General features: G+C 63.1%; 26 protein-coding genes. 18 read left to right on the top strand and 8 right to left on the bottom strand.

All coding sequences use genetic code 11. From position 1 onward, the window contains the following. Positions 1-46: 46 nt before the first annotated feature. Positions 47-526 (top strand): hypothetical protein, encoded by a 480-nt coding sequence (locus tag HNP33_RS01405; protein ID WP_184704478.1) that lies wholly within the window; start codon positions 47-49, stop codon positions 524-526. A 63-nt stretch (positions 527-589) separates the two neighbouring features. Here HNP33_RS01405 and HNP33_RS01400 read toward each other — a convergent pair whose 3' ends face one another. Continuing rightward, positions 590-2050: a sensor histidine kinase gene (locus HNP33_RS01400; protein ID WP_184704476.1), complete on the bottom strand. Its 1461-nt coding sequence runs from the start codon at positions 2048-2050 to the stop codon at positions 590-592. Positions 2051-2118: 68 nt separating this feature from the next. Beyond that, entirely contained in the window at positions 2119-2799 is a 681-nt protein-coding gene (locus HNP33_RS01395; RefSeq protein WP_184704474.1) for a response regulator transcription factor, read from the bottom strand. Between the two features lie 243 nt (positions 2800-3042). Here HNP33_RS01395 and HNP33_RS01390 point away from each other — a divergent pair, with 243 nt between their 5' ends. Next, entirely contained in the window at positions 3043-3972 is a 930-nt protein-coding gene (locus HNP33_RS01390; RefSeq protein ID WP_184704472.1) for an SdiA-regulated domain-containing protein, read from the top strand. Between the two features lie 54 nt (positions 3973-4026). On the opposite strand, the gene HNP33_RS01385 is transcribed toward HNP33_RS01390, so the two are convergent. Beyond that, a complete protein-coding gene (locus tag HNP33_RS01385; protein WP_184704470.1) occupies positions 4027-4527 on the bottom strand; it encodes a MarR family winged helix-turn-helix transcriptional regulator in 501 nt (166 codons plus the stop codon). A 197-nt stretch (positions 4528-4724) separates the two neighbouring features. On the opposite strand from HNP33_RS01385, the gene recA reads away from it, so the two are divergent. The 7 genes from recA to HNP33_RS01350 all read left to right on the top strand — a co-directional run bounded on the left by recA (position 4725) and on the right by HNP33_RS01350 (position 10442). Then, positions 4725-5801 carry a recombinase RecA gene (gene recA / locus HNP33_RS01380; RefSeq protein ID WP_184704467.1) on the top strand — a complete coding sequence of 359 codons (1077 nt, stop codon included), beginning with the start codon at positions 4725-4727 and terminating at the stop codon, positions 5799-5801. Between the two features lie 102 nt (positions 5802-5903). Then, the gene (gene recX, locus HNP33_RS01375; protein WP_184704465.1) at positions 5904-6359 is read left to right on the top strand and encodes a recombination regulator RecX; all 456 of its coding nucleotides are present in this window, start codon (positions 5904-5906) and stop codon (positions 6357-6359) included. Between the two features lie 97 nt (positions 6360-6456). Beyond that, on the top strand, positions 6457-7434 hold the full coding sequence (locus HNP33_RS01370; protein WP_184704464.1) for a Bug family tripartite tricarboxylate transporter substrate binding protein: 978 nt from the start codon (positions 6457-6459) through the stop codon (positions 7432-7434). Between the two features lie 11 nt (positions 7435-7445). Next, positions 7446-8492, top strand: coding sequence for a porin (locus HNP33_RS01365; protein WP_184704462.1), 1047 nt, complete (start codon positions 7446-7448; stop codon positions 8490-8492). Between the two features lie 140 nt (positions 8493-8632). Further along, a complete protein-coding gene (locus HNP33_RS01360; protein ID WP_184704460.1) occupies positions 8633-8878 on the top strand; it encodes a VF530 family DNA-binding protein in 246 nt (81 codons plus the stop codon). 238 nt (positions 8879-9116) lie between these two features. Then, complete coding sequence (locus tag HNP33_RS01355; RefSeq protein ID WP_184704458.1) at positions 9117-9599, top strand: VOC family protein; 483 nt, start codon at positions 9117-9119, stop codon at positions 9597-9599. Positions 9600-9737: 138 nt separating this feature from the next. Next, positions 9738-10442: a hypothetical protein gene (locus HNP33_RS01350; RefSeq protein ID WP_184704456.1), complete on the top strand. Its 705-nt coding sequence runs from the start codon at positions 9738-9740 to the stop codon at positions 10440-10442. A 14-nt stretch (positions 10443-10456) separates the two neighbouring features. Here the strand turns inward: HNP33_RS01350 and HNP33_RS01345 are convergent, their stop codons facing one another. Next, a complete protein-coding gene (locus tag HNP33_RS01345; protein WP_184704454.1) occupies positions 10457-11092 on the bottom strand; it encodes a LysE family transporter in 636 nt (211 codons plus the stop codon). A 333-nt stretch (positions 11093-11425) separates the two neighbouring features. On the opposite strand from HNP33_RS01345, the gene HNP33_RS01340 reads away from it, so the two are divergent. Further along, a complete protein-coding gene (locus HNP33_RS01340; RefSeq protein WP_184749431.1) occupies positions 11426-13180 on the top strand; it encodes a peptidase M20 in 1755 nt (584 codons plus the stop codon). Between the two features lie 22 nt (positions 13181-13202). Beyond that, positions 13203-13631, top strand: coding sequence for a peptidase dimerization domain-containing protein (locus HNP33_RS01335; protein ID WP_184704450.1), 429 nt, complete (start codon positions 13203-13205; stop codon positions 13629-13631). A gap of 125 nt (positions 13632-13756) precedes the next feature. Here the strand turns inward: HNP33_RS01335 and HNP33_RS01330 are convergent, their stop codons facing one another. The 4 genes from HNP33_RS01330 to HNP33_RS01315 form a co-directional block, all read right to left on the bottom strand. Continuing rightward, positions 13757-14686 carry a hypothetical protein gene (locus tag HNP33_RS01330; protein WP_184704448.1) on the bottom strand — a complete coding sequence of 310 codons (930 nt, stop codon included), beginning with the start codon at positions 14684-14686 and terminating at the stop codon, positions 13757-13759. Positions 14687-14770: 84 nt separating this feature from the next. Next, entirely contained in the window at positions 14771-15706 is a 936-nt protein-coding gene (gene yddG / locus HNP33_RS01325; protein WP_184704446.1) for an aromatic amino acid DMT transporter YddG, read from the bottom strand. Between the two features lie 135 nt (positions 15707-15841). After that, positions 15842-15994 (bottom strand): hypothetical protein, encoded by a 153-nt coding sequence (locus tag HNP33_RS01320; protein ID WP_184704444.1) that lies wholly within the window; start codon positions 15992-15994, stop codon positions 15842-15844. 171 nt (positions 15995-16165) lie between these two features. Next, positions 16166-17011, bottom strand: coding sequence for an IclR family transcriptional regulator (locus HNP33_RS01315; RefSeq protein WP_184704442.1), 846 nt, complete (start codon positions 17009-17011; stop codon positions 16166-16168). 200 nt (positions 17012-17211) lie between these two features. Between HNP33_RS01315 and HNP33_RS01310 the strand changes: the two genes are divergently transcribed. From HNP33_RS01310 to HNP33_RS01280, 7 genes are read left to right on the top strand one after another with little or no spacing between them, the layout of a single operon-like run. Then, on the top strand, positions 17212-18291 hold the full coding sequence (locus HNP33_RS01310) for an ABC transporter ATP-binding protein (RefSeq protein WP_184704440.1): 1080 nt from the start codon (positions 17212-17214) through the stop codon (positions 18289-18291). Then, a complete protein-coding gene (locus tag HNP33_RS01305) occupies positions 18288-19184 on the top strand; it encodes an ABC transporter permease (RefSeq protein WP_418903812.1) in 897 nt (298 codons plus the stop codon). The genes HNP33_RS01310 and HNP33_RS01305 overlap by 4 nt, the downstream gene beginning before the upstream one ends. Before the next feature lie 18 nt (positions 19185-19202). Then, on the top strand, positions 19203-19997 hold the full coding sequence (locus tag HNP33_RS01300) for an ABC transporter permease (protein WP_184704438.1): 795 nt from the start codon (positions 19203-19205) through the stop codon (positions 19995-19997). Continuing rightward, a complete protein-coding gene (locus tag HNP33_RS01295; RefSeq protein ID WP_184704436.1) occupies positions 19997-20350 on the top strand; it encodes a (2Fe-2S)-binding protein in 354 nt (117 codons plus the stop codon). The genes HNP33_RS01300 and HNP33_RS01295 overlap by 1 nt, the downstream gene beginning before the upstream one ends. Next, positions 20347-21789, top strand: coding sequence for an NAD(P)/FAD-dependent oxidoreductase (locus HNP33_RS01290; protein ID WP_184704434.1), 1443 nt, complete (start codon positions 20347-20349; stop codon positions 21787-21789). Before HNP33_RS01295 ends, HNP33_RS01290 begins: the two co-directional genes overlap by 4 nt. Beyond that, positions 21782-22942 carry an NAD(P)/FAD-dependent oxidoreductase gene (locus HNP33_RS01285; protein ID WP_184704432.1) on the top strand — a complete coding sequence of 387 codons (1161 nt, stop codon included), beginning with the start codon at positions 21782-21784 and terminating at the stop codon, positions 22940-22942. The genes HNP33_RS01290 and HNP33_RS01285 overlap by 8 nt, the downstream gene beginning before the upstream one ends. Then, on the top strand, positions 22939-24006 hold the full coding sequence (locus tag HNP33_RS01280) for an ABC transporter substrate-binding protein (protein ID WP_184704430.1): 1068 nt from the start codon (positions 22939-22941) through the stop codon (positions 24004-24006). The genes HNP33_RS01285 and HNP33_RS01280 overlap by 4 nt, the downstream gene beginning before the upstream one ends. Positions 24007-24082 lie beyond the last annotated feature (76 nt).

Below are 24082 nucleotides of genomic sequence, written 5' to 3'. Positions count from 1 at the left end.
CAACGCGGCTGCGTGGAGATCGTAAACACGTTCTTAAGGAGCCAAGATGGAACTGCTAGACGGCAGTGCGCTGCGTTACCGGCTGCGTTTTGTGCATTTCTGGTTTTTTAACTGCATTCACCAGTTCCACTCGATCGTTGCGCAAGGGTTCAATGGCTTGTGCGCGCTGGGAGTCGGCGTGATAGGGTGGATGACCGACGAAACCGTTGTTTCACTGGTATGGCATGCCGTGGCGGGTTATTGCGCGCTGTGGATGCTGCAATGGCTGTTCAACGCTGCATACCTGTGCAGTCGACACAATCGTGTGCTGACCGAACATGTGGTGCAACCCAGCCCTCAGGGTTTGACGGACTGGACACAGACCTACGAAACCCTCAACCGCTGGCCGGGCGTGACGCGCGTGCGCGACTACCCCTGCATCGTGGCGGTCTATGTTGGCCCGTTTGAGGCCGTGGTTATCCCGCGTCCAGCTTTGCCAACGCCCAAGCTCGCGCCAGCTGGATTGCACAGGTGCGCCAGTACCTGAAGTAGCCGCGAGCGACATCGGCAGTGAGCCACAGCGGGCAGTCCGGGTGCTGCAGCTGTGCCTTCAGACAGGGCTGGCCAGGGTGGGCGCCTTGGTCGTCGGTAGCCGCACGCTGAACACCACACCGCGCTGTACCTGCTTGGGATAGGCGTCTTCCAGGGTGACGCTGGCGCCATGCTGGCGCGCGATTTCCTGCACGATGGGCAGGCCCAGCCCGGAGCCATCGACCTCGCTGCCCAGCACGCGGTAGAAGGGCTGGAAGATATGTTCGCGGTCCTCCTCGGCAATGCCGGGGCCGGAGTTCTCTACCTGCAGCACCAGCACGTGGCCAAAGGGGTCGGCCAAGAGGCGCACATTGATGATGCCCGGCGTGCTGGCGCTGGAAGGCGTGTAGTTGATGGCGTTGTCCAGCAGGTTGCGCACCAACTCGCCCAGCAATGTGGCGTTGCCGTTGACCCACACCTCCAGGTCGTCCGTCTGCATGCCTTCATAGCCCATATCGATGTGCTTGGCCAGCGCGCGGTCTATGCCGTCGTGCATGGCATCGAGCACGATTTCGGCCATGTTGCAGGGCCTGCGCTGCAGCAGCGCGCCGGGGCCCTCGGCGCGGGCGAGCGACAGCAACTGGTTGACGGTGTGGGTGGCGCGCATGCTGGAGCGCCCGATCTGCTGCAGCGACAGCTTCAGGTCTGCGGCATTGGCATCGGCGCGCTGGGCCATTTCGGCCTGCATGCGCAGCCCCGCCAGCGGCGTCTTGAGCTGGTGGGCCGCGTCGGCCAGAAAGCGCTTCTGGGTGGCCAGCGAGTCGTTGAGGCGCCCCAGCAGGTCGTTGACCGAATCGACCAGCGGCACCACTTCGAGTGGAACATCCTTGTGGTTGATGGGCGAGAGGTCATCGGGCTTGCGGGCGCGGATGCGCTCCTCCAGCTGGTGCAGCGGCTTGATGCCGCGTGCCAGCGCCAGCCATACCAGCAGCACCGCCAGCGGCAGGATGACGAACTGCGGCAGCATCACGCCCTTGATGATTTCCGTCGCCAGCACGCTGCGCTTTTCGCGCGTCTCGGCCACCTGGATCAGCGCCAGATTGGGCTCGGGCAGTGACAGGCGTACCCAGATCCAGGCAATCCGCACGTCCACGCCGCGCAGTTCGGCGTCGCGCAGCTGCACCAGACCGACGGGGCGCTCCTGGTCATCCTGGGGCGAGGGCAGTTCCGATTCGCCAGCCAGAAACCGACCATTGGGCGCCGTTACCTGGTAGTACACGGCGTCCGAGTCGTCGGCACGCAGGATTTCGCTGGCAGGCTGGGGCAGGTTGAAATAGGTCTGGCCGCCATGCACGCTCACCAGTTGGGCCAGCGCGTGGGCGTTGTACTCCAGTGCGCGGTCGAAGGGCTTGTTGGCCAGGTTCTGCGCCACCAGCCAGGTCAGCGCAAGCGATACCGGCCACAGCAGCAACAGCGGGGTGAGCATCCAGTCGAGGATCTCACCGAACAGGGAACGCTGCTCACCGCGAAACAGGGCCAAGGCTGTCCTTGTGGTAAAAAATGCTCCCAGCGCTGATGTGCCAAGCGCTGGCCGCTATGAAATGATGATTACGCCGCAGGCTGGATCTTTTCGAGGCAATAGCCCAGGCCGCGCACCGTGGCAATGCGCACCGGGCCTTTCTCGATTTTCTTGCGCAGGCGGTGGATGTACACCTCGATCGCATTGGTGCTGACTTCTTCGCCCCATTCACACAGGCGCTCGACCAGCTGGTCCTTGCTGACGAGGCGGCCGCTGCGCTGCAGCAGCACTTCCAGCAGACCCAGCTCGCGTGCGGACAGCTCCAGCATCCGGCCTTCCAGCGTGGCTACGCGCCCTGCCTGATCGTATTCCAGCGGGCCATGCTGGATCAGGGTGGTGCTCATGCCTGCGCTGCGGCGCGTGAGGGCGCGCACGCGGGCTTCCAGCTCCGACAGCGCAAAGGGCTTGGCCATGTAGTCATCGGCCCCCAGATCGAGGCCTTGCACGCGCTCATCCACACTTTCGGCGGCTGTGAGAATCAACACTGGTATCGCCGAGCCGCGCGCGCGCAGCCTTTTGAGCACTTCCAGGCCGTGCATCTTGGGCAGGCCCAGGTCAAGGATCAGCAGGTCAAACTCGTTGTTGGCCATCAGTGCGGCATCGGCTTCGGTGCCGGTGGCCACGTGGTCCACCACGGCGCCTGAGTTGCGCAGACTGCGCAGCAGGCCGTCGGCCAGCACCTGGTCGTCTTCGGCAATCAGAATTCGCATGGGGTCTCCTGTTGGTATGCGCTGCGCGCTGTTTCGGCTGATTCTAGAGCCTGTTGACGCCCTATATGGTGATTGGCGGTCTGCGGGGGGCGGCGTCGTGCCGGCATGCCGTTGCACGGCTTTGCGTGTGTGGCATGACCGCGTCACAAAAATGCCGCATGGCATCGCGTACCATGCGCGTACGCGTTTTCAGCCCCGGCATGGTGCCCTGGCGCACAGGCGTGTTCAACCAGGCAAGGTGGGATGAAACTGGATATCCAGGCATTGGGGCGGGCGTTGCGAGGCCGCCGTGTAGCGGCAGCCATGGTGCTGTTGTTGTTGGTTGCAGCCTTCCTGCAGCTCAATACCATGCGCCTGCCCTGGCGCGGTGCGATGGCCGGGGAGCGCGCGGCCCCTGCCGCGAACGCGCAACTGGCGCGCTACCGAGCCCAGGAGCAAGCCAAGCCGGTCACCGGCATCCGCGACAATCTCTCGGGTCTGACCTACAGCCCGCACACCAATACCTTGTTCGCCGTGATCAACCGCCCACCCAGCGTGGCCGAGCTGAGCACCAGGGGCGAGCTGCTGCGCCTCATGCCCCTGGATGGCGCCGATGATCCTGAAGGGATTGCCCATATCGAAGGCAACTGGTTTGCCGTTGCCGACGAGCGCCGCAACCGTGTTCACTGGGTGGAGATCGTGCCGGGAGTCCGACAGGTGGTGCTGACCCAGGGCCAGTCGCTGGCGCTGGGCGATGCGGAGATCAAGAACTTTGGGGTGGAAGGGCTGAGCTGGGACGGGCAGCGCCGCCAACTCGTTGCTGTGACGGAAAAATGGCCCATGCGGGTATTGCGCATCAACCTGCCTGCTTTCTCCCCTGGCGCTGGCGTATCGCCCCCCGTGGCTATCGAGTCGTGGGGGCCAGCCGATCCCACCGGCCTGCCCACCACTGATCTGGCGTCGGTCGAGGTCGATCCCCGTACGGGCAACCTGCTGCTGCTGGGGGAAGAGTCGTCGGTACTGTACGAATATGACCGCAATGGCGATCTGGCCGGCATGATGCCGCTGTGGGCGGGCGAAAGCGGGCTGGAGCGCACCATTCCCCAGCCCGAAGGCGTGGCCATGGATGGCGCTGGAGCGCTGTATCTGGTCTCCGAGCCCAACCTTTTCTACCGTTTCGAAAAACGGAGCTAGGAGCGGTTGCTTGATGGGTGCTGGAGCCGCTTTTTGGCTGCTTTTTGCTATTTTTTAGAAAACCTGGTCATCGCTGCCGCAATACGCCTCCAGCCCCAGTTTCACCACCGTCGCCACTTCGTCGCCCACCTCGGCGCGGAACTCGGCCTCTGCCAGCGTCACCGCCCGCTCGAAAGCCTGCAGCCACAGCAGGCCGGTGCCCGTAAAGCGCACGATGCGGGCGCGTGCGTCGCGTGGATCGCTCGCTCGCGTCACCAGCCCCCAGGCTTCGCACTGGTCCACCAGGTTGGCCATGGCCTGCTTGCTCATGCCTGCGCGTTCGGCCAGATCGGTCAGACGGTCTCCGGCCAGCGCCAGGTGCCGGGTGATGTGGATATGGGCGGCGCTCACCTGGTCGCGCGCTGCCAGGTTCGACAGGGCAAGCGGTACTGCCTCGTCCTGCGCCATCAGCTGCAGCACGCGGGCATCGAAGCGGCGCATGGCATGGCCCAGAAGGCGGCCCAGGTGCGTCAGGCGCCAGCTGTCGTCAGGCAAGTGGGGAAGCAGAATGGACATGGGTCTTTGAAAACAAAGGGTTTTTTGCCAGATCAGGTCGGTGTCGGTATTTTATATATAGTCAACTAAACTGACTAAAAAAATGATTTTATAAAATATACCAATCCCCTAAACTACTGTTCAAGCATCCAGTCTGTATATGCAAACAGCTGGATAGAAATCCATACGACATGACTGTTAAACGCAAGGACAAATCCATGAACGCCACCGCTACCAAGCCAGAAGCCAATACCGAAAAAGCCAAAGCCCTGGCTGCGGCGCTTGCCCAGATCGAAAAGCAGTTCGGCAAGGGCACGATCATGAAACTGGGAGAGGGCGAGGCGATTGAGGATATCCAGGTTGTCTCCACCGGATCGCTGGGATTGGATATCGCCCTGGGCGTAGGCGGCTTGCCGCGTGGCCGTGTGATCGAAATCTACGGCCCTGAATCGTCCGGCAAGACCACACTGACGCTGCAGGTGATTGCCGAAATGCAAAAACTGGGCGGTACCTGCGCCTTCATCGACGCCGAGCACGCACTCGATACCAGCTATGCGCAAAAGCTCGGCGTGAACCTGCCGGACATACTGATCAGCCAGCCCGATACCGGCGAGCAGGCGCTGGAGATCGTGGACAGCCTGGTGCGCTCGGGCGCCGTCGATCTGATCGTGGTGGACTCGGTCGCCGCCCTGACGCCCAAGGCCGAAATCGAAGGCGAGATGGGCGATCAGTTGCCCGGCCTGCAGGCGCGCCTGATGAGCCAGGCGCTGCGCAAGCTGACCGCCACTATCAAGAAAACCAACTGCACGGTCATCTTCATCAACCAGATTCGCATGAAGATCGGTGTGATGTTCGGCAGCCCCGAAACCACGACGGGCGGCAACGCGCTCAAGTTCTACGCCTCGGTGCGCCTCGACATCCGCCGTACCGGCACCATCAAGAAAGGTGACGAAGCCATCGGCAACGAAACCAAGGTCAAGGTCGTCAAGAACAAGGTCTCGCCTCCGTTCAAGACTGCCGAGTTCGACATCCTCTTTGGCGAAGGCATCTCGCGCGAAGGCGAAATCCTCGACATGGGCGTCAATGCCCGCATCATCGAGAAGAGCGGCGCCTGGTATGCCTACAACGGAGAGAAGATCGGCCAGGGCCGCGACAACTCGCGCGAATTCCTGCGCGAGAATCCCGACCTCGCCATCGAGATCGAGAACAAGGTGCGCGAAAGCCTGAACATCTCGCTGCGCCCCGCCGAAGACGGCGTGATCGCAGGCCCCGATGCGGATGGAGACGACGCCTGATCCGAGCCCGCCATCCATTGGTTTGAGTAAGAATAGCTGCTTGCGCACAGTAGATGTGCACAGGCAGCTATTTGTTTTATAGCAATTCGGATGCCATTCGGAATGTCATTTGCCAAACTCTCCCTCCAAGGCCGTGCATTGCGCTATCTGGCGCAGCGCGAGCACTCGCGCGCCGAGCTGGTGGCCAAGCTTCGCCCGCATGTAGAAGAAGGCGACGACCTGAACGTGGTGCTGGACGCGCTTGAAGCCAAGGGCTTCATCAGTGCCGAGCGTCTTGTGGACAGCGTGCTCCATACCAAGGCGGCGCGCTTTGGCGCCAATCGCGTTGCGCAGGAGTTACGCCAAAAGGGTGTGGATGCCGAGCTGATCGCCGACGCCATGGATCGCCTGCGGGGCACCGAGCTGCAGCGGGCCCGGGAAGTGTGGCGCCGCCGCTTTGGCGAGCAGCCCTCCACGCCGCAGGAGCGGGCAAAGCATATGCGTTTTCTGGCCAGCCGCGGTTTTGGCGGTGATGTGGTGCGCAAGGTGCTGGAGGGAGCGGGAGACGAGGAACTGTAGCGCAGCCATGCCGAACGGGCATATCTGCTAGCCGCTCGGAGGCAGTGCTCAGCAGCATCGATTTTGGCCACAGTGTGGGCTCTACAGGAGACTTCACATGCAAAGACGACAGTTTGCCAGCGCCCTGCTGGCATTGGGGGCCATGCCGTTGGCGGCAGGTGCCCAGCCATCATTTTCTTCCAAACCCATCCGCATCATGGTGCCCTTCGGCCCGGGGGGCGTAGCCGATCTCACCGTGCGCATCGTGGCGCAGAAAATGACCGAGCTGCTCGGCGGCCAGCCCATCATTGTGGACAACAAGCCGGGTGCGGGTGGCGTGGTGGCTGCCGAGCAGGTGGTGCGGGCCGCGCCCGATGGCCTCACGCTGCTGCTCATGTCCAATGCCAACGCGGTGGCAGAAGGTCTGTTCAAGTCGCTTTCCTACAACGCGGCGAAGGACTTTGCTCCGATCTCGACGCTGGGCTATTTCGACCTGGCTGTGCTGGTGCCGCAGGACAGCCCGATCCGCTCGCTGCAGGATCTGGTCGCCCAGGCCAAGGCGCGGCCTGGCAAGCTCAATATCGGCACCATCAATATGGGCAGCACGCAGCACCTGGCGGCAGAGCTGCTCAAGACCACGCTGGGCATCGACGTGCAGATCGTGCCTTTCAATGGCTCGCCCGCCGTGCTCAATGCGCTGCGTGGCAAGCAGGTGGATGCGGCCGTTGAAATTCTCGCGCCGGTGATGGCGCAGGTCAGCGGCAAGGTATTGCGGGCACTGGCCGTCATGGGCGACAAGCGCGCGCCCGGGCTGCCGCAGGTTCCGACCGTGGCCGAGAGCGATCCGGTGGCCAAGGGCTTCAGCGTGGCCTCGTGGAATGCGCTGGCAGCACCGGCAAAGACGCCTCAGTCCGTCATCGCGCGGCTCAACCAGGCGGCCAACGCTGCGCTGGCTCTGCCCGATGTGAAGCAACGCCTGCAGGGCCTGGGCGTGGAGGCGCGGGGCAGCACCGCCGAGCAGCAGGCGGCGCTGCTGGAGAGCGAAATCCAGCGCTGGGGCGCCGTGATCCAGCGTGCCGGCATTCCAAAGCAGTAAGGGGCGCATCCATGCAAACTTCATTCTCTGCATATGCCGCCGCAGTGGCGCTGGTGGCTGGCGGCACCACGGCTGTTCATGCGCCTGCCCGGGCCGCCGACAGCAGCAGCGTGCAGCTGTACGGGCTGGTGGACGCCTATGTCGGCTCCATGCGGCGCAGCGACCAGTTGGCGCGCACCCTGGTTGTCAACAGCAATGGCATGACCACCTCCTACTGGGGCCTGCGCGGCAGCGAAGACCTCGGAGGCGGCCTCAAGGCACTGTTTGCGCTGGAGAGCTTTTTTCAGACCGACAGTGGAGCGAACGGACGCAACAGCGCCGATCCTTTTCTGTCGCGCAACGCCTGGGTAGGGCTTGCTGGCGGTTTCGGGCAAGTATCTGCCGGGCGGCAGACCAACCGGCTGTTTGTGGCCAGCGGCCAGTTCGATCCATTCGGCGGCTCGCTGCAGTTCTCTCCCATCATGCTCCAGACTTGGCAGGTGGCATACGACCGCGCAGTGCTGGGCGACAGCGTGTGGAACAACACCGTGCAATACACCTCGCCGACCATTGGCGGTTTTCGTGCCGATGTTTCCTATGGTTTTGGAGAACAGGCAAGCGACCACGGCCGCAGCAACAAAAGCCTGGCCATCAACTATGCGCAGGGGCCCCTCGCGGCAGCGTTGGTTGCGCAAACCGTGCAGTACGGGCCGGGGCTGGATGGCACCAGCATCACCCGCCAGTCGGCGCTGCTGGCTGCTGCCTCCTACGACCTGGGCATGGCCAAGGTCTACGGCCAGTGGCAGCGGGCGCGCACCCCTGATTTGGGCACCAGGGCCAACACTGCTCAACTGGGCGTGGGTGTTCCGGTGGGCGCGGCAGGCAAATTCATGGCCTCGGTGGCGCGCACCCGGCGCGATGCGTCCAATACAGACGATAGCCGCCGCACCAACTGGGCTGTGGGTTATGACCACCAGCTGTCGAAGCGCACCGACGTGTACGCCATCTACTTGAGCGACAGGCTCTCGGGCCATGGCGCGGAGGGCAGCATCGGGGCGGGCATACGCCACCGCTTCTGAATCGCCTTCAAGCCTGCTTGCGGCGCGACGGCGCAGGCTGTGCCAAAGGAGTGGCGCCAACATGCATAATTTTTGCATACGGGCCCTTGCCTGTTACCCGGTACAAGCCTTGCAGGGCTGTACTGGGCGACAATGGCGCCATGACCCTCTCTGAGCAACCTCGCAACCCTCTTCACGGCATGACGCTGGAGCGCATCCTGAACGAGCTGGTGGATTACTTTGGCTGGCCGGGGCTTGGGGCGCGCATTCCGGTGCGCTGCTTTACGCTCGACCCTAGCATCAACTCCAGCCTGAAGTTTCTGCGCAAGACGCCCTGGGCCCGCGAGAAGGTGGAGAGTCTCTATCTGTTCATGCTGCGCGAGCAAAAGCGCAGTGCGCGTGAGTGACGTGCAGCGCAGGCACCGATTCACGTATCAAAAGACCCGTTGGCGCTTAGCTGTGAAGCACTGATTGCTAATATTTATATAGCAAAAGACGTCGAGATCACATCTGGACGCACATCTGGACGCGATCCGTACGCCCTGGTTACCCCTTGTTCATGTGAACGGTATTACCCTGTAGCTTGGTTGCGGCGGGCGACCATGGTGCCCGTCAGGTTGAACAGACCCAGCGGGAGACTTTTGCATGACTCCCAAAAACACCATATGCCTCTGGTACCAAGGCGACGCCCTGGAGGCAGCGCGCTTTTATGCGCAGACTTTTCCTGACAGCACGGTGGGCCAGATCCACCGCGCACCCGGCGACTATCCCGACGGCAAGCAAGGCGATGTGCTGGTGGTGGAGTTCACCGTTGCCGGTATCCCGTGCATCGGGCTCAACGGCGGGCCGCATTTTCAGCACAACGAATCGTTTTCGTTCCAGATCGCTACTGATGACCAGGAGGAGACCGACCGGCTATGGAATGCGGTTGTGAGCAACGGCGGCCAGGAAAGCGCCTGTGGCTGGTGCAAGGACCGCTGGGGCATATCGTGGCAGATCACCCCACGTGCGCTGACGCAGGGCGTCTTCAATGCCGACCCAGCTACGGCGCAGCGCGTATTTGCTGCCATGATGACCATGACCAAGATCGATATCGCGGCCATTGAAGCTGCTCGCAAGGGGGTGTGAGGCCGAGGCCTCTGACTGGTCGAGGGGCGAAGGTGCAGCTGGTGGGGCGGCCGATTTTTGCTGCATTGCCATCCATGCTTCTTCTATGATGTCTTGGGGCGGCGCCGTTTGCCGCAGGCAACCGGGAGACCAGCCAAGATGGCAGAACAAGTACCAAAAGGGGCGTTGGGCTCCGCGCTGCGCACGGGTGCAAGCGCAGGCGTATCGATGGTGGGCGGAATCGCACTGGGCGTGGCGCTCGCCTTTGCATTGGGCTTGCTCAGCACCACCTATTACCTGGTGCTCTGGAGCAGCGCCAAGGCGGCATTGCCCGCTGATGCGCTGGGAGCAGGGCCTGTAGTGGTTCTGGTCTTGCTGGCGCTCACCATCCCCGCCTATTTTTTCATGGGCATGAGTCTGGGCCGAGGCATGGCGCTGGCCAAGCTGGTGCGCCGCTATGGCCCTGCATTGGCGCAGCCCCTGGCCGATCAATTGGCAACCCGGATAGAAGCGCTGCCTGCGGCGCATCGCACCTTCCATCGCGGCGCGGATGTGTTTTCGGCAGAGGCTGCGGTGGAGAAGCTCAAACCCCTGGTGGGGGACGGCGCGGTCGTGCGCAAGGTTGTCGGAATGCTGATGGACCGGTTGCCGCTGTCCGAGCTGATGCAGGAATGGGGCGAAACCCGTGCGGCCCATGGCGGGGGTGAGGCGCTGCCAGGCGATCCAGCGCTACGCAGCTTTCTGGCCGCGCGCATTCAGCAGACATTGGACGGCATGGCGTCGCCCGCTCTGACATGGCTGGGCGCATTGCTGGCCGTGCACGCCGTCGTCTTTGGCGCAGGCCTGTGGTTGCTGCGCGGCTGACTAGCCGCAGATGCTCAACGCCCGGCCAGGCGCTGGATGCCCAACAGCACCAGCGCACCGCCAGCAATGCCATTGACGGCCCGCTCCATGCGCAGGTAGCCGCGGCGCAGCGCTGCGTTCCCGAACACCCAGGTGATTCCCAGGTGCCAGCCCAGCGACAGGCTGGTGACCAGCAGCACAGTTGCTACATGGAACCAGGCTGGCGCATGCAAGGGGAAAAGTGCGGCAAACGCACTGGTCCAGAACGCGGCGCCCTTGGGGTTGGTGACCCCCGTCAACAAGCCTGACCGATAGGCGGCCAGCGGTGACGCAAGACGCGGCGTGTGCGCGGCAGTACCTGATTCGGCGCTGCGGTGGGAGCGGAGTGCGCAGCGCAGCAGCCCCACGCCGTACCAGAGCAGATACGCCGCGCCCGCCACCCGTACGCCGGCGGCCAGCCACGGATGCTGCGCGAGCAAGGTGGACAGGCCCGCGAGCGCCAGCACCACCCAGAAGATGGAGCCCGTGGTGAGCCCCAGCACCACAAAGCGCGCTGCCTTGTGCTGCCCTTCCAGCGCCAGCTGACTGAGGATGAAAAAGTTGGGGCCGGGGCTGGCAAGCACGGCCAGGTAGATGCCGGCAATGGTGAGCAGCGAAACAAGGTAGGGCATGGTGCGCGGGAAGAGCAGCAGGATGAGGGATGGACGTCTGCCCGTGATTGTGATGCGGAACCGGTGCCGCGCTGATGCTGGTTTTGCAGCGCTGTGATGCACCTTGCGCCGCGCAATGCCTGCTGCGGCAACCAACCTATGGTTTCTCCCCGGTTTGACAAATCGGTGACAGTTCAGGCGCTTGGCATGGCGGGATGATGCGTTTCGCAAGAATTTATATCTATAACTTCATTGCGAATATTTATAAAAATGCATCCAAGCATTGTTGATATCGGTCGGGCGAGGAAGGTTGGTCAACGGTGCCGGCGCACCATTTTCGGAGAAGCATAGAGCATGATGAAAACGCACATCTTCAGCAGATCTCCATTGTTTTACGCCATGTCGGCAGCCTTGTTGCTGACCGCGTGCGGAGGCAGTGGTTCCAGCAACAGCGGTGGTGAAACACCCGCCACCCCCAAGCCCACCACCATTGTGGATGGGATTCCCGCCATCGATCCATTGATTGCGTCGGCTTCGCAAAAGCTGATGGCCGACAAAAAGATCCAGGACATCATGGCCGAGCTGAACACGGCGGCCAGCGAAAAGCAGCGCTACAACCAGCACATGGAGCTGGTGCGCATTGCATCGCCTTCGCGCTACGAAAACCGCATGGCGCAGGAGGTGCATCGCCGCTTCGTGAACGACTGGGGCTTTGCAGCCAGCGAGGTGAAAACCCGTGCCGACGGCAATCTGCCTGGCTCGGACGTGCAGATCGTTGATGGCCTGCCTGTGTACAACGCCTGCGTGGAAATCAAGGGCTCATACTCGGGCAGCTCCGGTGCTCAATCGTACAAGGGCCAGTATCCCAAGGTGCTGATCGAGTCGCACATCGACGTGGTCAACCCCGAGGTGCTGCCGCCCGAGGACAAGAAATACCAGCCGATCAAGCTGCAGCCGATCACCGACCCCGTGGTGACCACCCCTGCGCAGCTGGCTGCAATCAAGACGGAGCTGGCTTTTGATGCCAATGGCCGCATCATCGAAGACGACAACTACGCGCGCTCCAGCAAATGGTTTGCAACGCAGGACGAGGCCAAGGCCGGTGGCGGTGTGCGCATGTATGTGCCGGGTTACTCGGATGCGATGGGCAACACCACCAACGTGTTCACCATGGCGCGCATGTTCAAGAAATACGGCATCAAGCCGGTGTACGACGTGTGGCTGTGCGGCACGGCAGGCGAAGAGGGCAAGGGCAACCTGGCCGGCATGAAGCAGCTGTATGGCTTTGAGCAGGACTTGGGCACGGGTTCGAACCCGCTGAACTTCGTTGCCAACTTCGGCTCGGAAGGCGGCGGCACGGTCAACTTCACCGGCAGCTACCGCTTCGAGATGAAATTCAAGGCGCCAGCAACCCCGGGCGCTGGCCCGAGCGCCGTTGAAGCCATGGCCTCCACCATTGCGATGATTGCCGATCTGAAGACGCCTTCGGAGGAGCGCAGCGATGCGCTCAAGACCACCTACACCGTGGGCCAGGCCAGCTGCGAAGCGCCCGCTGCCGGCAGCGATGTGGTGCCCAGCTGTTCCTTGCTGGTGGACATGCGCTCGGAGCGCACCGACACCTTGAACGAGATGCGTGCCAAGATCGAGCCCACCTTCAAGGCGGGCATGACGGCTGAAAACACCCGCTACAGCAAGGCCGACGGCTCGCCTGAGGCGGTGTCGATCGAGCAGGTCTGGTATGGCCTGCGCCCTGCGTTCGTCAACGGCAACACCGCCAACATCGCATTGCAGGTGGGCTGGCAGGCGGCCCAGTCGGTAGGTGTGGACAACACCGGCAAGGTGCCATCGGGCTCTACCAGCCTGAACGACAACGTGCCTGCCAACACGGGCGTGCCCACCTACAACTGGTCGCTCGCATCGGATGTTGCGGGCGGTGGCGGCCACGCGTTCTGGGAATGGGGCACGCGCGGCGATCCCAAGCGCGAAGCCAAGCGAATCCAGCGCGCCATGATGGCGGTGTTGATGGCCTCGGGCTACAACCTCTCCGACGGCACGGTGATCGCGCCAGCGCTCGGCCCGGTCGGCGTGCGCACCCGTGAAGTGAAGTAAGCCACCCGCAGGAGTCAATACCATGAAGAAAACCATTTCCACCCTGTTCCTGGTCGCATCCGCATGGGGCGCCGGTCTGGCGCAGGCACAGACCATCGTGGCAGAGTTCCAGGGCCCTGGTGGCCACAGCAGCGGCAACTATGGCCGCACCAGCGCGCTGCATGCCGCTGCGCGCGCCATGATGGAGTTGCAGAAGTCAGGCTTGCCAGCGGGCAGCTATTCGGTCTCTGAGCTGACGGGCGGCAACTCGGTCAACTCGATCGCATCGGACGGCAAGTTTGTCGTCAAGCTCAATGCCCAGTCAGGCGTGAGCGAGAGCGATCTGCTGGCCAAGGTGACGGCAGCGGCCAAGGCGGGAACGGATGCGGAAAACGCCTTCCGCAATGTCAAGCCGGGCGATCTGACGGCGGGTGCGCCAGCGGATATCCGCTACAGCGTGACCCAGCCATAAGCTGCATTGCCACATCACCAAAGGGCTGCGTAGCAGCCAGCAAAAAGGGGAGCACTCGCTCCCCTTTTCTCACCGTTGATGGCGCTCTCTGCCTGACAGGTGCTGAAGACTGACTCAGTCAGAAGCTATGGGCGCTGCACGAGCGCCTTGCCTTCCTGGGACATGGCGCGCAGATGGCGTTCCACACGCAGGAAGACGACGATCATCATCAGGAAAACAAACGACCACAGCAGCACGGTGAACACCAGCAGGTTGCTGGGCTCCAGGAGGCGTTCCAGCCAGCCCGGCGTTGCAGCCTGCACATCACTCTCGCCCGCCTTGGCGCTGAACACCATGTTGTAGTTGAGCAGCAGATTGCTCACCACGATGGATGTGGTCTGCTTGCTGATGCCGGCTTGCACCTGCGGGTCGGCCAGCAGGGTTTTGAGGGCAGCAGGCGCGCCCAGTACAAATGCGCGGCCTGCGTCGTAGTTGTAGCTGGTGATGATGCTGCGTGTCTGGTTCAACAGCGCCTCGCCAATACTGGTGGGCTGGGGTTGCCAATCGTCATCTGCCGCTTGGGCAGCCGCAACCGCTGCGGTGGTAGCGTCCACTGCGGCCGCCGCAGCCGTGTCGTGATCGGCGCGTTCCTTGGCCTGCATGGCCTCCACCAGTGCAGGCAGTGCCTGTGCTGGCGCCAGGCCGCGCTCGTTGTTGTCGTCTTCCAGCTTCTTGCGCTGCGCGGGGTTGCGCTCGATGGCGGCGCGCACCAGGGCATCCACTTCTGCAAAGGCGGCTACGACCGCCGTATCGGCCGCCAGCTTGCCGTCGTTGAGGGTCTGACTGGCATCGCCAAAGCCGAAGTCGGAGTAGGTGATCTTCTTGAGCTCTTCGTCGCTGATCTTGAGCACTGCCCAGTCACGGTCCTTGTGGGCGTCCTCAATCGCAGTGTCAGGCTTGGGTTTGCGCACGGCTTCCCAGCTCCACAGTGCAAAATTGAACAAGGTGAACAACACCAGGATCACCATCACCAGGCGCATCAGATACAGCAGACCGCTCTCAATTTTTCCGAGCATTGATTCCATTCCCCAGGGGTTTTGCAAAACCCGCGAGTGTGCCACGTGGTATGGCGCGATGGAGGTTGCCGCTGGGGTCTGTGGTTACTGTTTGTTGCGAGGCTGGCGAGTGCACCACCAGCAGATCAGCGAGCCCAGGGTGACCAGGGCCACGCCTTGCCAGAAGCTCCAGCCCGGTTGCACCTGCAGCCACACCGTACCCACCAGGGCTGACAGCACGGGGGTGAAGTACGAGCCCACGGCCATGACCGTGAGATTGCCGTGTCGGATGCCGTAATCCCAGCAGCTGTAGCCCAGCGCAGTGAGGCCGCTCAGCATGCCCAGTTGCAGCACGGCGGGCACAGACCACTGCAAGGCGTTTTCAGCGCTGAAGGCATACTTGGCCCACAGCACGGCTGCCACCGCCCACAAAAAGGCGGGCAGGGCGTTGGCACCATGTGCATAGCGCTTGGAGAGCACCGAATAGCAGGGCCAGAGCCAGGCCGCAGCGAAGGCCAGGCCATAGGCGAGCGGGTTGCTCTGCACATTGGCCCATACGCTGGCAATCGACAAGGCGCTGTCGCCTTTGAGCACCAGCACGATACCGGCCATGGCCAGCAGCACACCGGGCACGAGGCCGATGCGAAAGCGCTGCAGGCCGAACACCGTGGCCAGCACGATGGTGAGGCTGGGCCACAGGTAATTGATCATCCCCAGCTCAAGCGTCTGCGTGCGGTTGCTGGCAAAGCCGAGGGAGAGCGACAGCGCAATCTCGTACAGCACAAACAGCAGGCCGCAGCCCCACAGATAGGCGGGGTGCATCTTGCGCAGCTGCGCCACGCGAGGCAGGCCAAAGCGCAAGGTCACCAGCAGTGCGCTTGCCGTGAAGACGGAGGCCGCGCCCCCAATCGGCCCCAGGTGTTCGGCCACGCTGCGGAACAGCCCCACCGAGGTCGACCAGCACAGCACTGCCGAAAGCCCCACGAGGGTGGCGCGAGGGTAAGAGGAGACGGCGGGGGGCGAGGAGGCGTCGGAAGGCATCGGAGCATGCAAAGGCAGAAGGCGCCTTGCATGGTAGCGGCAAAGCACAGAGCCTGTCTGTCGCTTGCCGTATTTGGAGTAGATCAGCCGCTGGCGGTTGACCAGCATGCGTAATTTACGATCAAAGTAATAGTGTCAAGTGGCGATATGGCTGCCGAAGGCGAGTGCTGCAAACAGGGTGGCGACAATCACCAGCACCGCAAAGGCGATGAGGCCACGGTTTTCGCTGCGTTCGGCGGCTGCCAGTTCTTCGGCCGTAGGCACGTGATTGGGGCGGGTGTAATCCATGCAGAATCTCCAGAGCATTGCGGCCGCACGCCATGCGGCCGCCCGGTAGCTTGACTATATAAGTTTGCCGCCAGCCTGTGGTGCTGCCAATCTAGGTGTTTTACCTGTATACAAAATTTGCATGCAATGTGCACCAGCGGGCGTTTTTTCACGCGTGTTGCCGTTCCCGGTCTATAGGCTGCGCGTGCGGTCGCCGGTGGACAGTGCATGCATCGGGTGGCGCAACGTGGGATCGAACGGGTTGATCTGGCTGCTGAGCATTTTGGCTTCGCGCAGCAGCATGTCGCGCACGGCAGGCAGGCGCTCTTCATTCAGGCGTGCCGTGTGCGTGCCGATGGACAGCGCGGCCACCACATGGCCATTGCGGTCAAACACAGGTGCAGCAAGGCCCGCCATGCCTTCGAGCAGGCCGGAGTTTCTGGCGGTATAGCCCTGGCGCAGCGTTCTGTCGATCTCGGTGCGCATGTACACCTCGTCGTACACGTTGTAGTGCTGGATGCGGGGCAGGTTGTAGCGCAATACTTCTTCGCGCTCTGCGTCGGGCAGATTCGCCAGGATGGCGAGCGACCCTTGACCGACGCCCAGCGGAACGCGGCCCCCAATGTCGCCCGTGAAGGTGCGGATGGGAAACTGGCCTTCGATCCGATCCAGGCACACCGCATCAAAGCCGGAGCGCACCAGCAGGATCACCGTGTCGCTCAGGCTGGCAGACAGGCGCAGCAGCACGGGCCGCGCCAGGCTGCGCAAATCCTGCACTCCGCCAGCAAGCGCTGCCAGCGAGAACAGATCAAGGCCCAGCCGGTACAGCTTGTGCTGCTGGTCCTGCTCCACCACGCCTTCCTGCACCAGGCCTTGCAGCAGGCGGTGGGTGGTGGCCTGGGTGAGTCCGATTTCCTTGGCCAGGTGGGTGACGCGCACGCCTTCCTTCTGGTGCGCCGCCAGCGCGCGCAGCACCACAAAGCTGCGGTGCAGGGTGCCGCGCTGGTGGCTGGCGGCGTCTTCGTTGTCGTGGTCCATGGTGTACGCGGAATAAAACAATGAGATTTTCGATTTTTATTCCATTTAACGGAATAAATCAAATTTATCTTCCATTATTAGTGTTTACACCGTGTCTCTGATTCGCTTGCATTCCGAAAATCGGCTGAATTATTGAAGAAATCGTCCATGCCAGCGCGCTGATCTGCAGGGTTGCTTTGCATGCCACCGAGGTGATCCCCATGAGTTTTTTACGTCTTCACCAAGTCTCCAAACAATACGGCGCCACACGTGTGGTCAGCGGCTTCAATCTGGAGGTGAACAAGGGTGAATTTGTCTCGCTGCTCGGCCCGTCGGGCTGCGGCAAGACCACCACCTTGCAGATGATTGCGGGCTTTGTGGATGTGAGCGAGGGCCGTATCGAGCTGGATGGCCGCGATATCACGCGGGCCAAGGCCAATGAGCGTGGCCTGGGCATCGTGTTCCAGACCTATGCCCTTTTCCCCCACATGACGGTGCGCCAGAACGTGGAGTTTGGCCTGGAGATGCGCAAGGTGGCCCAGCCCGAGCGCAGCGAGCGCGCCAGCGAGGCGCTTGCCCTGGTGCATCTGGCGCAGTACGCCGACCGCTACCCGCGCGAGTTGTCCGGCGGCCAGCGCCAGCGCGTGGCCCTGGCGCGCGCGCTGGTGATCAAGCCGCCGGTGCTGCTGCTCGACGAGCCGCTGTCGAACCTGGATGCCAAACTGCGCGAGGAGATGCAGTTCGAGCTGCGCGAGATCCAGCGCAAGGTTGGCACCACCACCATCATGGTCACCCACGACCAGAGCGAAGCCATGTCGATCAGTGACCGCGTGGTGGTGATGGAGGCTGGCCGCATTACCCAGGTAGATACGCCGCACACCGTGTACGAGCACCCGCACAACGCCTTCATCTCCACCTTTGTGGGCAAGGCCAACCTGCTGCAGGCCACGGTGCAGCCGATGCCCTCGGCGCAGGGCGGAGCCGTGGCCCAGGTGGGCGGCGTGGCGATCGAGGTGGTGGGGAGTGGCGCGTTGCCTGCCGGTGGCGCGCGCGTGCTGCTCGGTCTGCGTCCGGAGAAGATCCTGCTGTCCGCGATTGACGCCGGCCGCGTGCAGGGTCAGGTGCGCGAGCGCTTCTTTCTGGGCAATACCTGGATGTACACCGTGGAGTGCCCGCTGGGCACGCTCACGGTCACCTCGGCCAACGATGGCAGCGAGCCGCATGGGGTGGGCAGCACGGTCGGCATGGCCTGGTGCGACAGCAATGTGCGCGTGATTGCCGGTGAAGGAGTGGCCGCATGAGCCGCCCTGCCGTAACCATGGCGCAAAGCACCCCGATACCAGAGCGGCGCAACTGGGCCCCTTGGGGCATGAGCGCGCCAGCCCTGTTGCTGTTTGCCGTGATGCTGGTGGTGCCGCTCATCCTGACGACGATTCTGTCGTTCAACGTATACAACGCCGACAGCGGGCCGGTGGCCGGTACGTTCACCATCGAGCACTATGTGCATATCGTCACCGACAGCTACTACTACGAGATTTTCTGGCGCACGTTGTGGATATCCGCCCTCGTCACCGTGATCTGCATTGCCATCGGCGCGCCCGAGGCCTACATCCTGAGCAAGATGCGCGCACCCTGGCGCTCCATCTTTCTGTTGATCATCCTGGCGCCGCTGCTCATCTCCGTGGTGGTGCGCGCTTTTGGCTGGAGCATGCTGCTGGGCCCGGAAGGGCTGATCAACACCGTGTTCAAGGCCGTTGGCATCGGCAGCGTGAAGCTGCTCTACAACGAGACCGCCATCGTGATTGCGCTGGTGCATGTGATGCTGCCTTTCATGGTGATCCCGGTGTGGACTTCGCTGCAAAAGCTGGATCCGTCAGTGGAGAGCGCCTCGCTCTCGCTGGGCGCGTCGCACGCCACCACCTTGCGCCGCGTGGTGTTTCCGCAGGTTTTGCCCGGCATTCTGTCCGGCAGCCTGATCGTGTTTGGCCTGGCGGCCAGCTCGTTTGCCATCCCCGGCCTTCTGGGTGGGCGCCGGGTCAAGATGGTCGCCACCCTCATCTATGACGAATACCTGCACGAGCTGAACTGGCCTTTGGGCGCGGCCATCGCCTTTGTGCTGCTGGCTGCCAATCTGGTCATCATGCTGGGCTGGAACCGCATGGTCGAAGGCCGCTACCGCAAGACGCTGGGCTGAATGGCGAGGTAACACACAATGCAAAAAAACGGACCCATTGCCCTCATCTTCAACGCGCTGGTCATCACCTTCATGCTGGCGCCGCTGGTCATTGTCTGCCTGGTGGCTTTCACCCCGGAAGAGACTTTGACGATCCCCACCACCAGTTTCTCGCTGCGCTGGTTCGACCAGGTGCTGCACCACCCGGATTTCGTGCAGTCGTTCTGGAACAGCCTGGGTCTGGCCGTGTCTGCGGCTTCGATTTCCACAGCCCTGGCGGTACCTGCTGCGATTGCGCTGGTGCGCTACGAGATTCCGGGCCGCGGCGCGCTGCAGGCGCTGTTCTTGTCACCGCTGATCATTCCGCATCTGGTGCTGGGCGTGGCCATGCTGCGCATGTTCTCGCTGGTGGGCGGGCAGGGCAGCTTTGGCTGGCTGATCTTTGCGCACGCGCTGGTGGTGATGCCCTACACCATGCGCCTGGTGATGGCGGCCTTGATTGGCTTTGACCGCAGTGCCGAGCAGGCTGCGTACTCGCTGGGGGCGAGCAATGCCACCGTGTTCAAGCGCATCACGTTGCCGATGATCCTGCCGGGCATCACCGGCGGCTGGCTGCTGGCCTTCATCAATAGCTTTGACGAGCTGACCATGTCGATCTTTGTCATATCGCCCAGCACGGTCACCCTGCCGGTGCGCATGTACATGTATGCCACCGAGTCGCTCGACCCGATGATGGCTGCCGTTTCGGCACTGATCGTGTTCATTACCCTGGGCCTGATGCTGCTGCTCGACAAAGTCTATGGCCTGGACCGCATTCTGATTGGCAAGCACTGATGGCACACGCAAAAACCAACAGCTGCGCGGGCCAGTTGCAACGGCTCAAGGAGCAGGGCCGCGTGCCTGTCGCCTTTGTGCTCAATGGCCAGCCTGCACAGGCATTGCAGGGCGATACGGTGCTCACCGCTGTACTGACGCAATCGGCCCAACTGCGCACCAATGAATTCGCGGGAACGCCGCGCGCCGGCTTTTGCATGATGGGTGCCTGCCAGGACTGCTGGGTCACCCTGGGCGGCTCTGACGCGGGCCGCAAGGTGCGCGCCTGCTCCACGGCGCTGCAGGCCGGCATGCAGGTGTGTACCACGCCTGGCGCTGCCGCCACGGCTGCACCGCTGGAGGTGCAACCATGATCGGCAGCGATTTCTACCTGGACGACCCGCGCCCAGCCGATGGCGCGGCCGTGATCGTGGGCGCTGGCCCCGCCGGTATCCGCGCGGCGCAGACCCTGCTTGCCCATGGCGTGCGGCCTGTTGTCATCGACGAAGCGCCCAAGGCGGGCGGTCAGATCTACCGCCGCCAGCCTGACGGTTTTGCCCGCACACCGAAGGACTTGTACGGTTTTGAAGCGGGCCGTGCCTCTGCCTTGCACCAAGCCTTTGACAGCCTGCGCCCGGACATTGACTACCGGCCCGACACCCTGGTGTGGAATGCGCAGGGCCACACGCTGAATTTGCTGCACACGGCCAGCCGCACGGCAGACACCGTGCGCTGGCGCGATGTGATCGTGGCCACCGGCGCCACCGATCGCGTACTGCCGATCCCTGGTTGGACACTGCCTGGCGTCTACACCTTGGGAGGTGCCCAGGTCGCACTCAAATACCAGGGCTGCGCCATTGGCGATGCGGTGGTGTTTGCCGGCACCGGGCCGCTGCTGTATCTGGTGGCCTACCAGTACGCCAAGGCGGGTGGCAAGGTATGCGCGGTGCTGGATACCGCGCCATCGGTGCAACGCTACAAGGCAGCCCCCGCCATGCTGGCGCAACCGGCGGTGACTGCCAAAGGCGTGTATTACGTCAGCTGGCTCATGTTCCACAACGTACCTGTGCACCATGGCGTGCAACTGCTGCGGGCAGAGGGCGGGGCGGGGAATGAACGCGTGCAGGCCCTGGTATGGAAAGATGCGCAAGGCGCGGAGCAACGCACGGCCTGCAGTGCCGTCGGCCTGGGCTATGCATTGCGGCCCGAGACGCAACTGCCAGACCTGCTGGGCTGCGAGTTTGCCTTTGCGCCGCTGCATCGCTGCCACGTACCGCAGACCGATGCAGACCGCCGCAGCTCGGTGCCCGGTGTGTATCTGGCTGGTGATGGTGCAGGCATCATGGGCGCGGATGCTGCCGAGATGTCGGGCGAGCTGGCGGCCTTGGCACTGTTGCAGGATCGCGGCATCCACATTGATGTTTCACGTGCATCTCACCTGCGCCAGCGGCTCCTGAAAACAGAGCGCTTTCGGCAGGCGCTGGAAGTGGCTTTTCCGTTTCCCGAGGATTGGGCCGCGCGTGCGAGCGACGATCTGGTGGTGTGCCGCTGCGAAAACATCACCGCAGGCGAGATACGCAGCACGGCCGCAGCCAATGCGAATGGCGACATCAACCGCATCAAGGCGCTGTGCCGCGTGGGCATGGGGCGTTGCCAGGGCCGCATGTGCGGTGTGGCGGCGACCGAGATTCTGGCTGACGCGCTGCAGGTGCCGGTGGAGAGTATTGGCCGCATCCGTGGCCAGGCGCCAATCAAGCCCCTGCCTCTGGACATGACCGTGGCTGCTGCCGCGCGGGAGGCAGCCCATGGTTAAGTATCTGGCCACCGAAGTGGTGGTGATCGGCGGCGGCATCATGGGTGCCAGCACCGCGCTGTTTTTGCGCCAGCGTGGCGTCAACGTGGTGATGCTGGAGCGCGACCTGTGCGGCTCGCGCTCCAGCGGCGTCAACTTTGGCGGCGTGCGGCGCCAGGGCAGGTCGCTTGCCATGCTGTCGCTGTCGCAGCGCTCGCATGCACTGTGGGGGCGGTTGACCGAGCTGATCGGTACCGAGGCCGAATACGAGCGCTCGGGCCATTTCAAGATCGCACGCTCGGATGCGGACATGGAGTCGCTCGTGCGCTACGCCGAGATGACCCGCGACTGCGGCCTGGGCTTGCAGCTGCTCGACGGGGCGGAGCTGAAAAAGCGCTTTCCCGTGGGCGGCGCGCAGGTGGTGGGCGGCTCGTTCTGCCCCGAAGATGGCCAGGCCAACCCGCGCCTGCTGGCGCCTGCCTTTGCCGCCGCTGCGCGCCGTGCGGGCGCGCAGGTGCTGGAACACACGCCGGTACAGGCGGTGGAGCACAACGGCCAGCGCTTTGTGGTGCGCGCGCCGGGGCTGGAGATCAAGGCCAACATCGTGGTCAACGCGGCTGGCGCCTGGGCGGGCCAGTTTGCCGAGCAGTGCGGCGAGCCGGTGCCCATGCGCATTCGCCCGCCCGCCATGGGCGTGACGGAGCCATTGCCGCATTTTCTGAACTGGAGCCTGGGCGTGGAGGGGGGCAGTATCTATTGCCGCCAGGTGCGCCGCGGCAACGTGGTGTTTGGCGGCGGCCCGGGCCTGGTGCTGGACGATACCCGTGCCCGCAACCGCGCCACCACCATCTGGGAGCAACTGCCGCAGCTGGTGGCGCTCCTGCCGCAGCTCAAGAACGCGCAACTGATCCGCACCTGGAGCGGCAACGAGGGCGCGCTGCCCGACCATGAACCCATCATCGGCGCCAGCAGCCGCATGGCAGGCCTCTACCATGCCTTCGGCTTTGCGGGCGGGGGCTTCCAGCTCGGCCCCGGCGTGGGCGAGGTGATGGCCGAGCTGATTGCACAGGGCCGCAGTAGCACGCCGATTGACGCTTTCCGTATTGACCGATTCTTGCAACCTGCTTCCGCTGGCGAAGCCTCTTCTTCCACCCCTGAAAGGAAAATCGCATGACGACAAAGACAACCAAGACCTCTCCGCTGCGCGGTGCCATTCGGGCCACAGCACTGTTGGCTGCGGTGGCAGCAGCAGGCGCGGCGCACGCGCAGACCAAGACCATCTACATCGGCATGAATGGCGGCAACATGGAACGCACGTACTCGCAGTTCGTCTTCCCGCCGTTTGAAAAGGCCAACAACGTGAAGGTGGTGGTGGTGCCCGGTACCTCGACCGACATCCTCGCCAAGGCACAGGCCAGCAAGGACAAGGCACAGATGCAGGTGATGACCCTGGACGACGGCGTGATGTACCGCGCCATTGGCATGGGCCTGTGCGAAAAGCTCAAGCCTTCGGCCAACATTGCAGAAGTCCCGGCCATTGCCAAGATCAAGGACAGCGCTGTTGGTCTGTCGATGGGTCTGACAGGCCTGGCCTACAACACCAAGATGTTTGCCGAAAAGGGCTGGGCAGCGCCTACGTCCTGGGGCGATCTGGCCGATCCCAAGCTCAAGGGCAAGGTGGTGGTGCAATCCATGCCCGCGTCGTCCTTCGGCCTGCATGCCTTCCTGATGTTCAACCGCCTCAAGGGCGGCAACGAGAAGAATGTGGATCCGGCATTCAAGGCCTGGCCCACCACCATTGGCCCGAACGTGGTGGAATACATTCCCAATTCGTCCAAGGTGGTCGAGATGATGCAGGCCGGTGATGCGGCCATCTTCCCCTACACCTTGACGCAGGCCGAGCTGATGAAATCCAAGGGCATTCCGATGGAGTACGTGGCGCCCAAGGAAGGCGCGGTGGTGCTGATGACGGCCATGTGCGTGCTCAGCAACAACCCCGAATCGGAGTTGGCGCACAAGCTGCAAGACTACCTGGTGAGCCCCGAAGCGCAGGCGCTGGCCATGGAAAACGGCAGCTACAACCCCGTCAACCCCAAAGCCAAGCTGCAGGGCAAGGCTGCTGAAGAGCAGAACAAGATGAATTCCATCCTGAAAAATGCCGTGGCGGTGGATTGGGACGTGATCAACGCCGACCGCCCAGAGTGGAACAAGCGCTGGAACCGAACGGTGGAACGCTGAGCCACTGCGGTCTTCCACAGTTCAAAAAAAGCGACCTTAGGTCGCTTTTGTTTTGATAGCTGCTGGCGCTCATCTT

The sequence above is a fragment of the Comamonas odontotermitis genome (assembly GCF_014207855.1).
GTDB classification, from domain to species: Bacteria; Pseudomonadota; Gammaproteobacteria; order Burkholderiales; family Burkholderiaceae_C; genus Comamonas; species Comamonas odontotermitis_A.
This window is presented reverse-complemented; position numbering and strand designations above follow the sequence as displayed.

What these genes read in the sequence shown, in the direction of transcription:
- HNP33_RS01390 (WP_184704472.1), top strand. Translation starts at nt 3,043, where the DNA reads ATGAAACTGGATATCCAGGCATTGGGGCGGGCGTTGCGAGGCCGCCGT.
- recA (WP_184704467.1), top strand. Translation starts at nt 4,725, where the DNA reads ATGAACGCCACCGCTACCAAGCCAGAAGCCAATACCGAAAAAGCCAAA.
- HNP33_RS01345 (WP_184704454.1), bottom strand. Translation starts at nt 11,092, where the DNA reads ATGCCCTACCTTGTTTCGCTGCTCACCATTGCCGGCATCTACCTGGCC.
- HNP33_RS01360 (WP_184704460.1), top strand. Translation starts at nt 8,633, where the DNA reads ATGACCCTCTCTGAGCAACCTCGCAACCCTCTTCACGGCATGACGCTG.
- yddG (WP_184704446.1), bottom strand. Translation starts at nt 15,706, where the DNA reads ATGCCTTCCGACGCCTCCTCGCCCCCCGCCGTCTCCTCTTACCCTCGC.
- HNP33_RS01290 (WP_184704434.1), top strand. Translation starts at nt 20,347, where the DNA reads ATGATCGGCAGCGATTTCTACCTGGACGACCCGCGCCCAGCCGATGGC.
- HNP33_RS01355 (WP_184704458.1), top strand. Translation starts at nt 9,117, where the DNA reads ATGACTCCCAAAAACACCATATGCCTCTGGTACCAAGGCGACGCCCTG.
- HNP33_RS01285 (WP_184704432.1), top strand. Translation starts at nt 21,782, where the DNA reads ATGGTTAAGTATCTGGCCACCGAAGTGGTGGTGATCGGCGGCGGCATC.
- HNP33_RS01405 (WP_184704478.1), top strand. Translation starts at nt 47, where the DNA reads ATGGAACTGCTAGACGGCAGTGCGCTGCGTTACCGGCTGCGTTTTGTG.
- HNP33_RS01365 (WP_184704462.1), top strand. Translation starts at nt 7,446, where the DNA reads ATGCAAACTTCATTCTCTGCATATGCCGCCGCAGTGGCGCTGGTGGCT.
- HNP33_RS01370 (WP_184704464.1), top strand. Translation starts at nt 6,457, where the DNA reads ATGCAAAGACGACAGTTTGCCAGCGCCCTGCTGGCATTGGGGGCCATG.
- HNP33_RS01315 (WP_184704442.1), bottom strand. Translation starts at nt 17,011, where the DNA reads ATGGACCACGACAACGAAGACGCCGCCAGCCACCAGCGCGGCACCCTG.
- HNP33_RS01330 (WP_184704448.1), bottom strand. Translation starts at nt 14,686, where the DNA reads ATGCTCGGAAAAATTGAGAGCGGTCTGCTGTATCTGATGCGCCTGGTG.
- HNP33_RS01320 (WP_184704444.1), bottom strand. Translation starts at nt 15,994, where the DNA reads ATGGATTACACCCGCCCCAATCACGTGCCTACGGCCGAAGAACTGGCA.
- HNP33_RS01305 (WP_418903812.1), top strand. Translation starts at nt 18,288, where the DNA reads ATGAGCCGCCCTGCCGTAACCATGGCGCAAAGCACCCCGATACCAGAG.
- HNP33_RS01295 (WP_184704436.1), top strand. Translation starts at nt 19,997, where the DNA reads ATGGCACACGCAAAAACCAACAGCTGCGCGGGCCAGTTGCAACGGCTC.
- HNP33_RS01340 (WP_184749431.1), top strand. Translation starts at nt 11,426, where the DNA reads ATGATGAAAACGCACATCTTCAGCAGATCTCCATTGTTTTACGCCATG.
- HNP33_RS01300 (WP_184704438.1), top strand. Translation starts at nt 19,203, where the DNA reads ATGCAAAAAAACGGACCCATTGCCCTCATCTTCAACGCGCTGGTCATC.
- HNP33_RS01335 (WP_184704450.1), top strand. Translation starts at nt 13,203, where the DNA reads ATGAAGAAAACCATTTCCACCCTGTTCCTGGTCGCATCCGCATGGGGC.
- HNP33_RS01280 (WP_184704430.1), top strand. Translation starts at nt 22,939, where the DNA reads ATGACGACAAAGACAACCAAGACCTCTCCGCTGCGCGGTGCCATTCGG.
- HNP33_RS01385 (WP_184704470.1), bottom strand. Translation starts at nt 4,527, where the DNA reads ATGTCCATTCTGCTTCCCCACTTGCCTGACGACAGCTGGCGCCTGACG.
- HNP33_RS01395 (WP_184704474.1), bottom strand. Translation starts at nt 2,799, where the DNA reads ATGCGAATTCTGATTGCCGAAGACGACCAGGTGCTGGCCGACGGCCTG.
- HNP33_RS01310 (WP_184704440.1), top strand. Translation starts at nt 17,212, where the DNA reads ATGAGTTTTTTACGTCTTCACCAAGTCTCCAAACAATACGGCGCCACA.
- recX (WP_184704465.1), top strand. Translation starts at nt 5,904, where the DNA reads ATGTCATTTGCCAAACTCTCCCTCCAAGGCCGTGCATTGCGCTATCTG.
- HNP33_RS01350 (WP_184704456.1), top strand. Translation starts at nt 9,738, where the DNA reads ATGGCAGAACAAGTACCAAAAGGGGCGTTGGGCTCCGCGCTGCGCACG.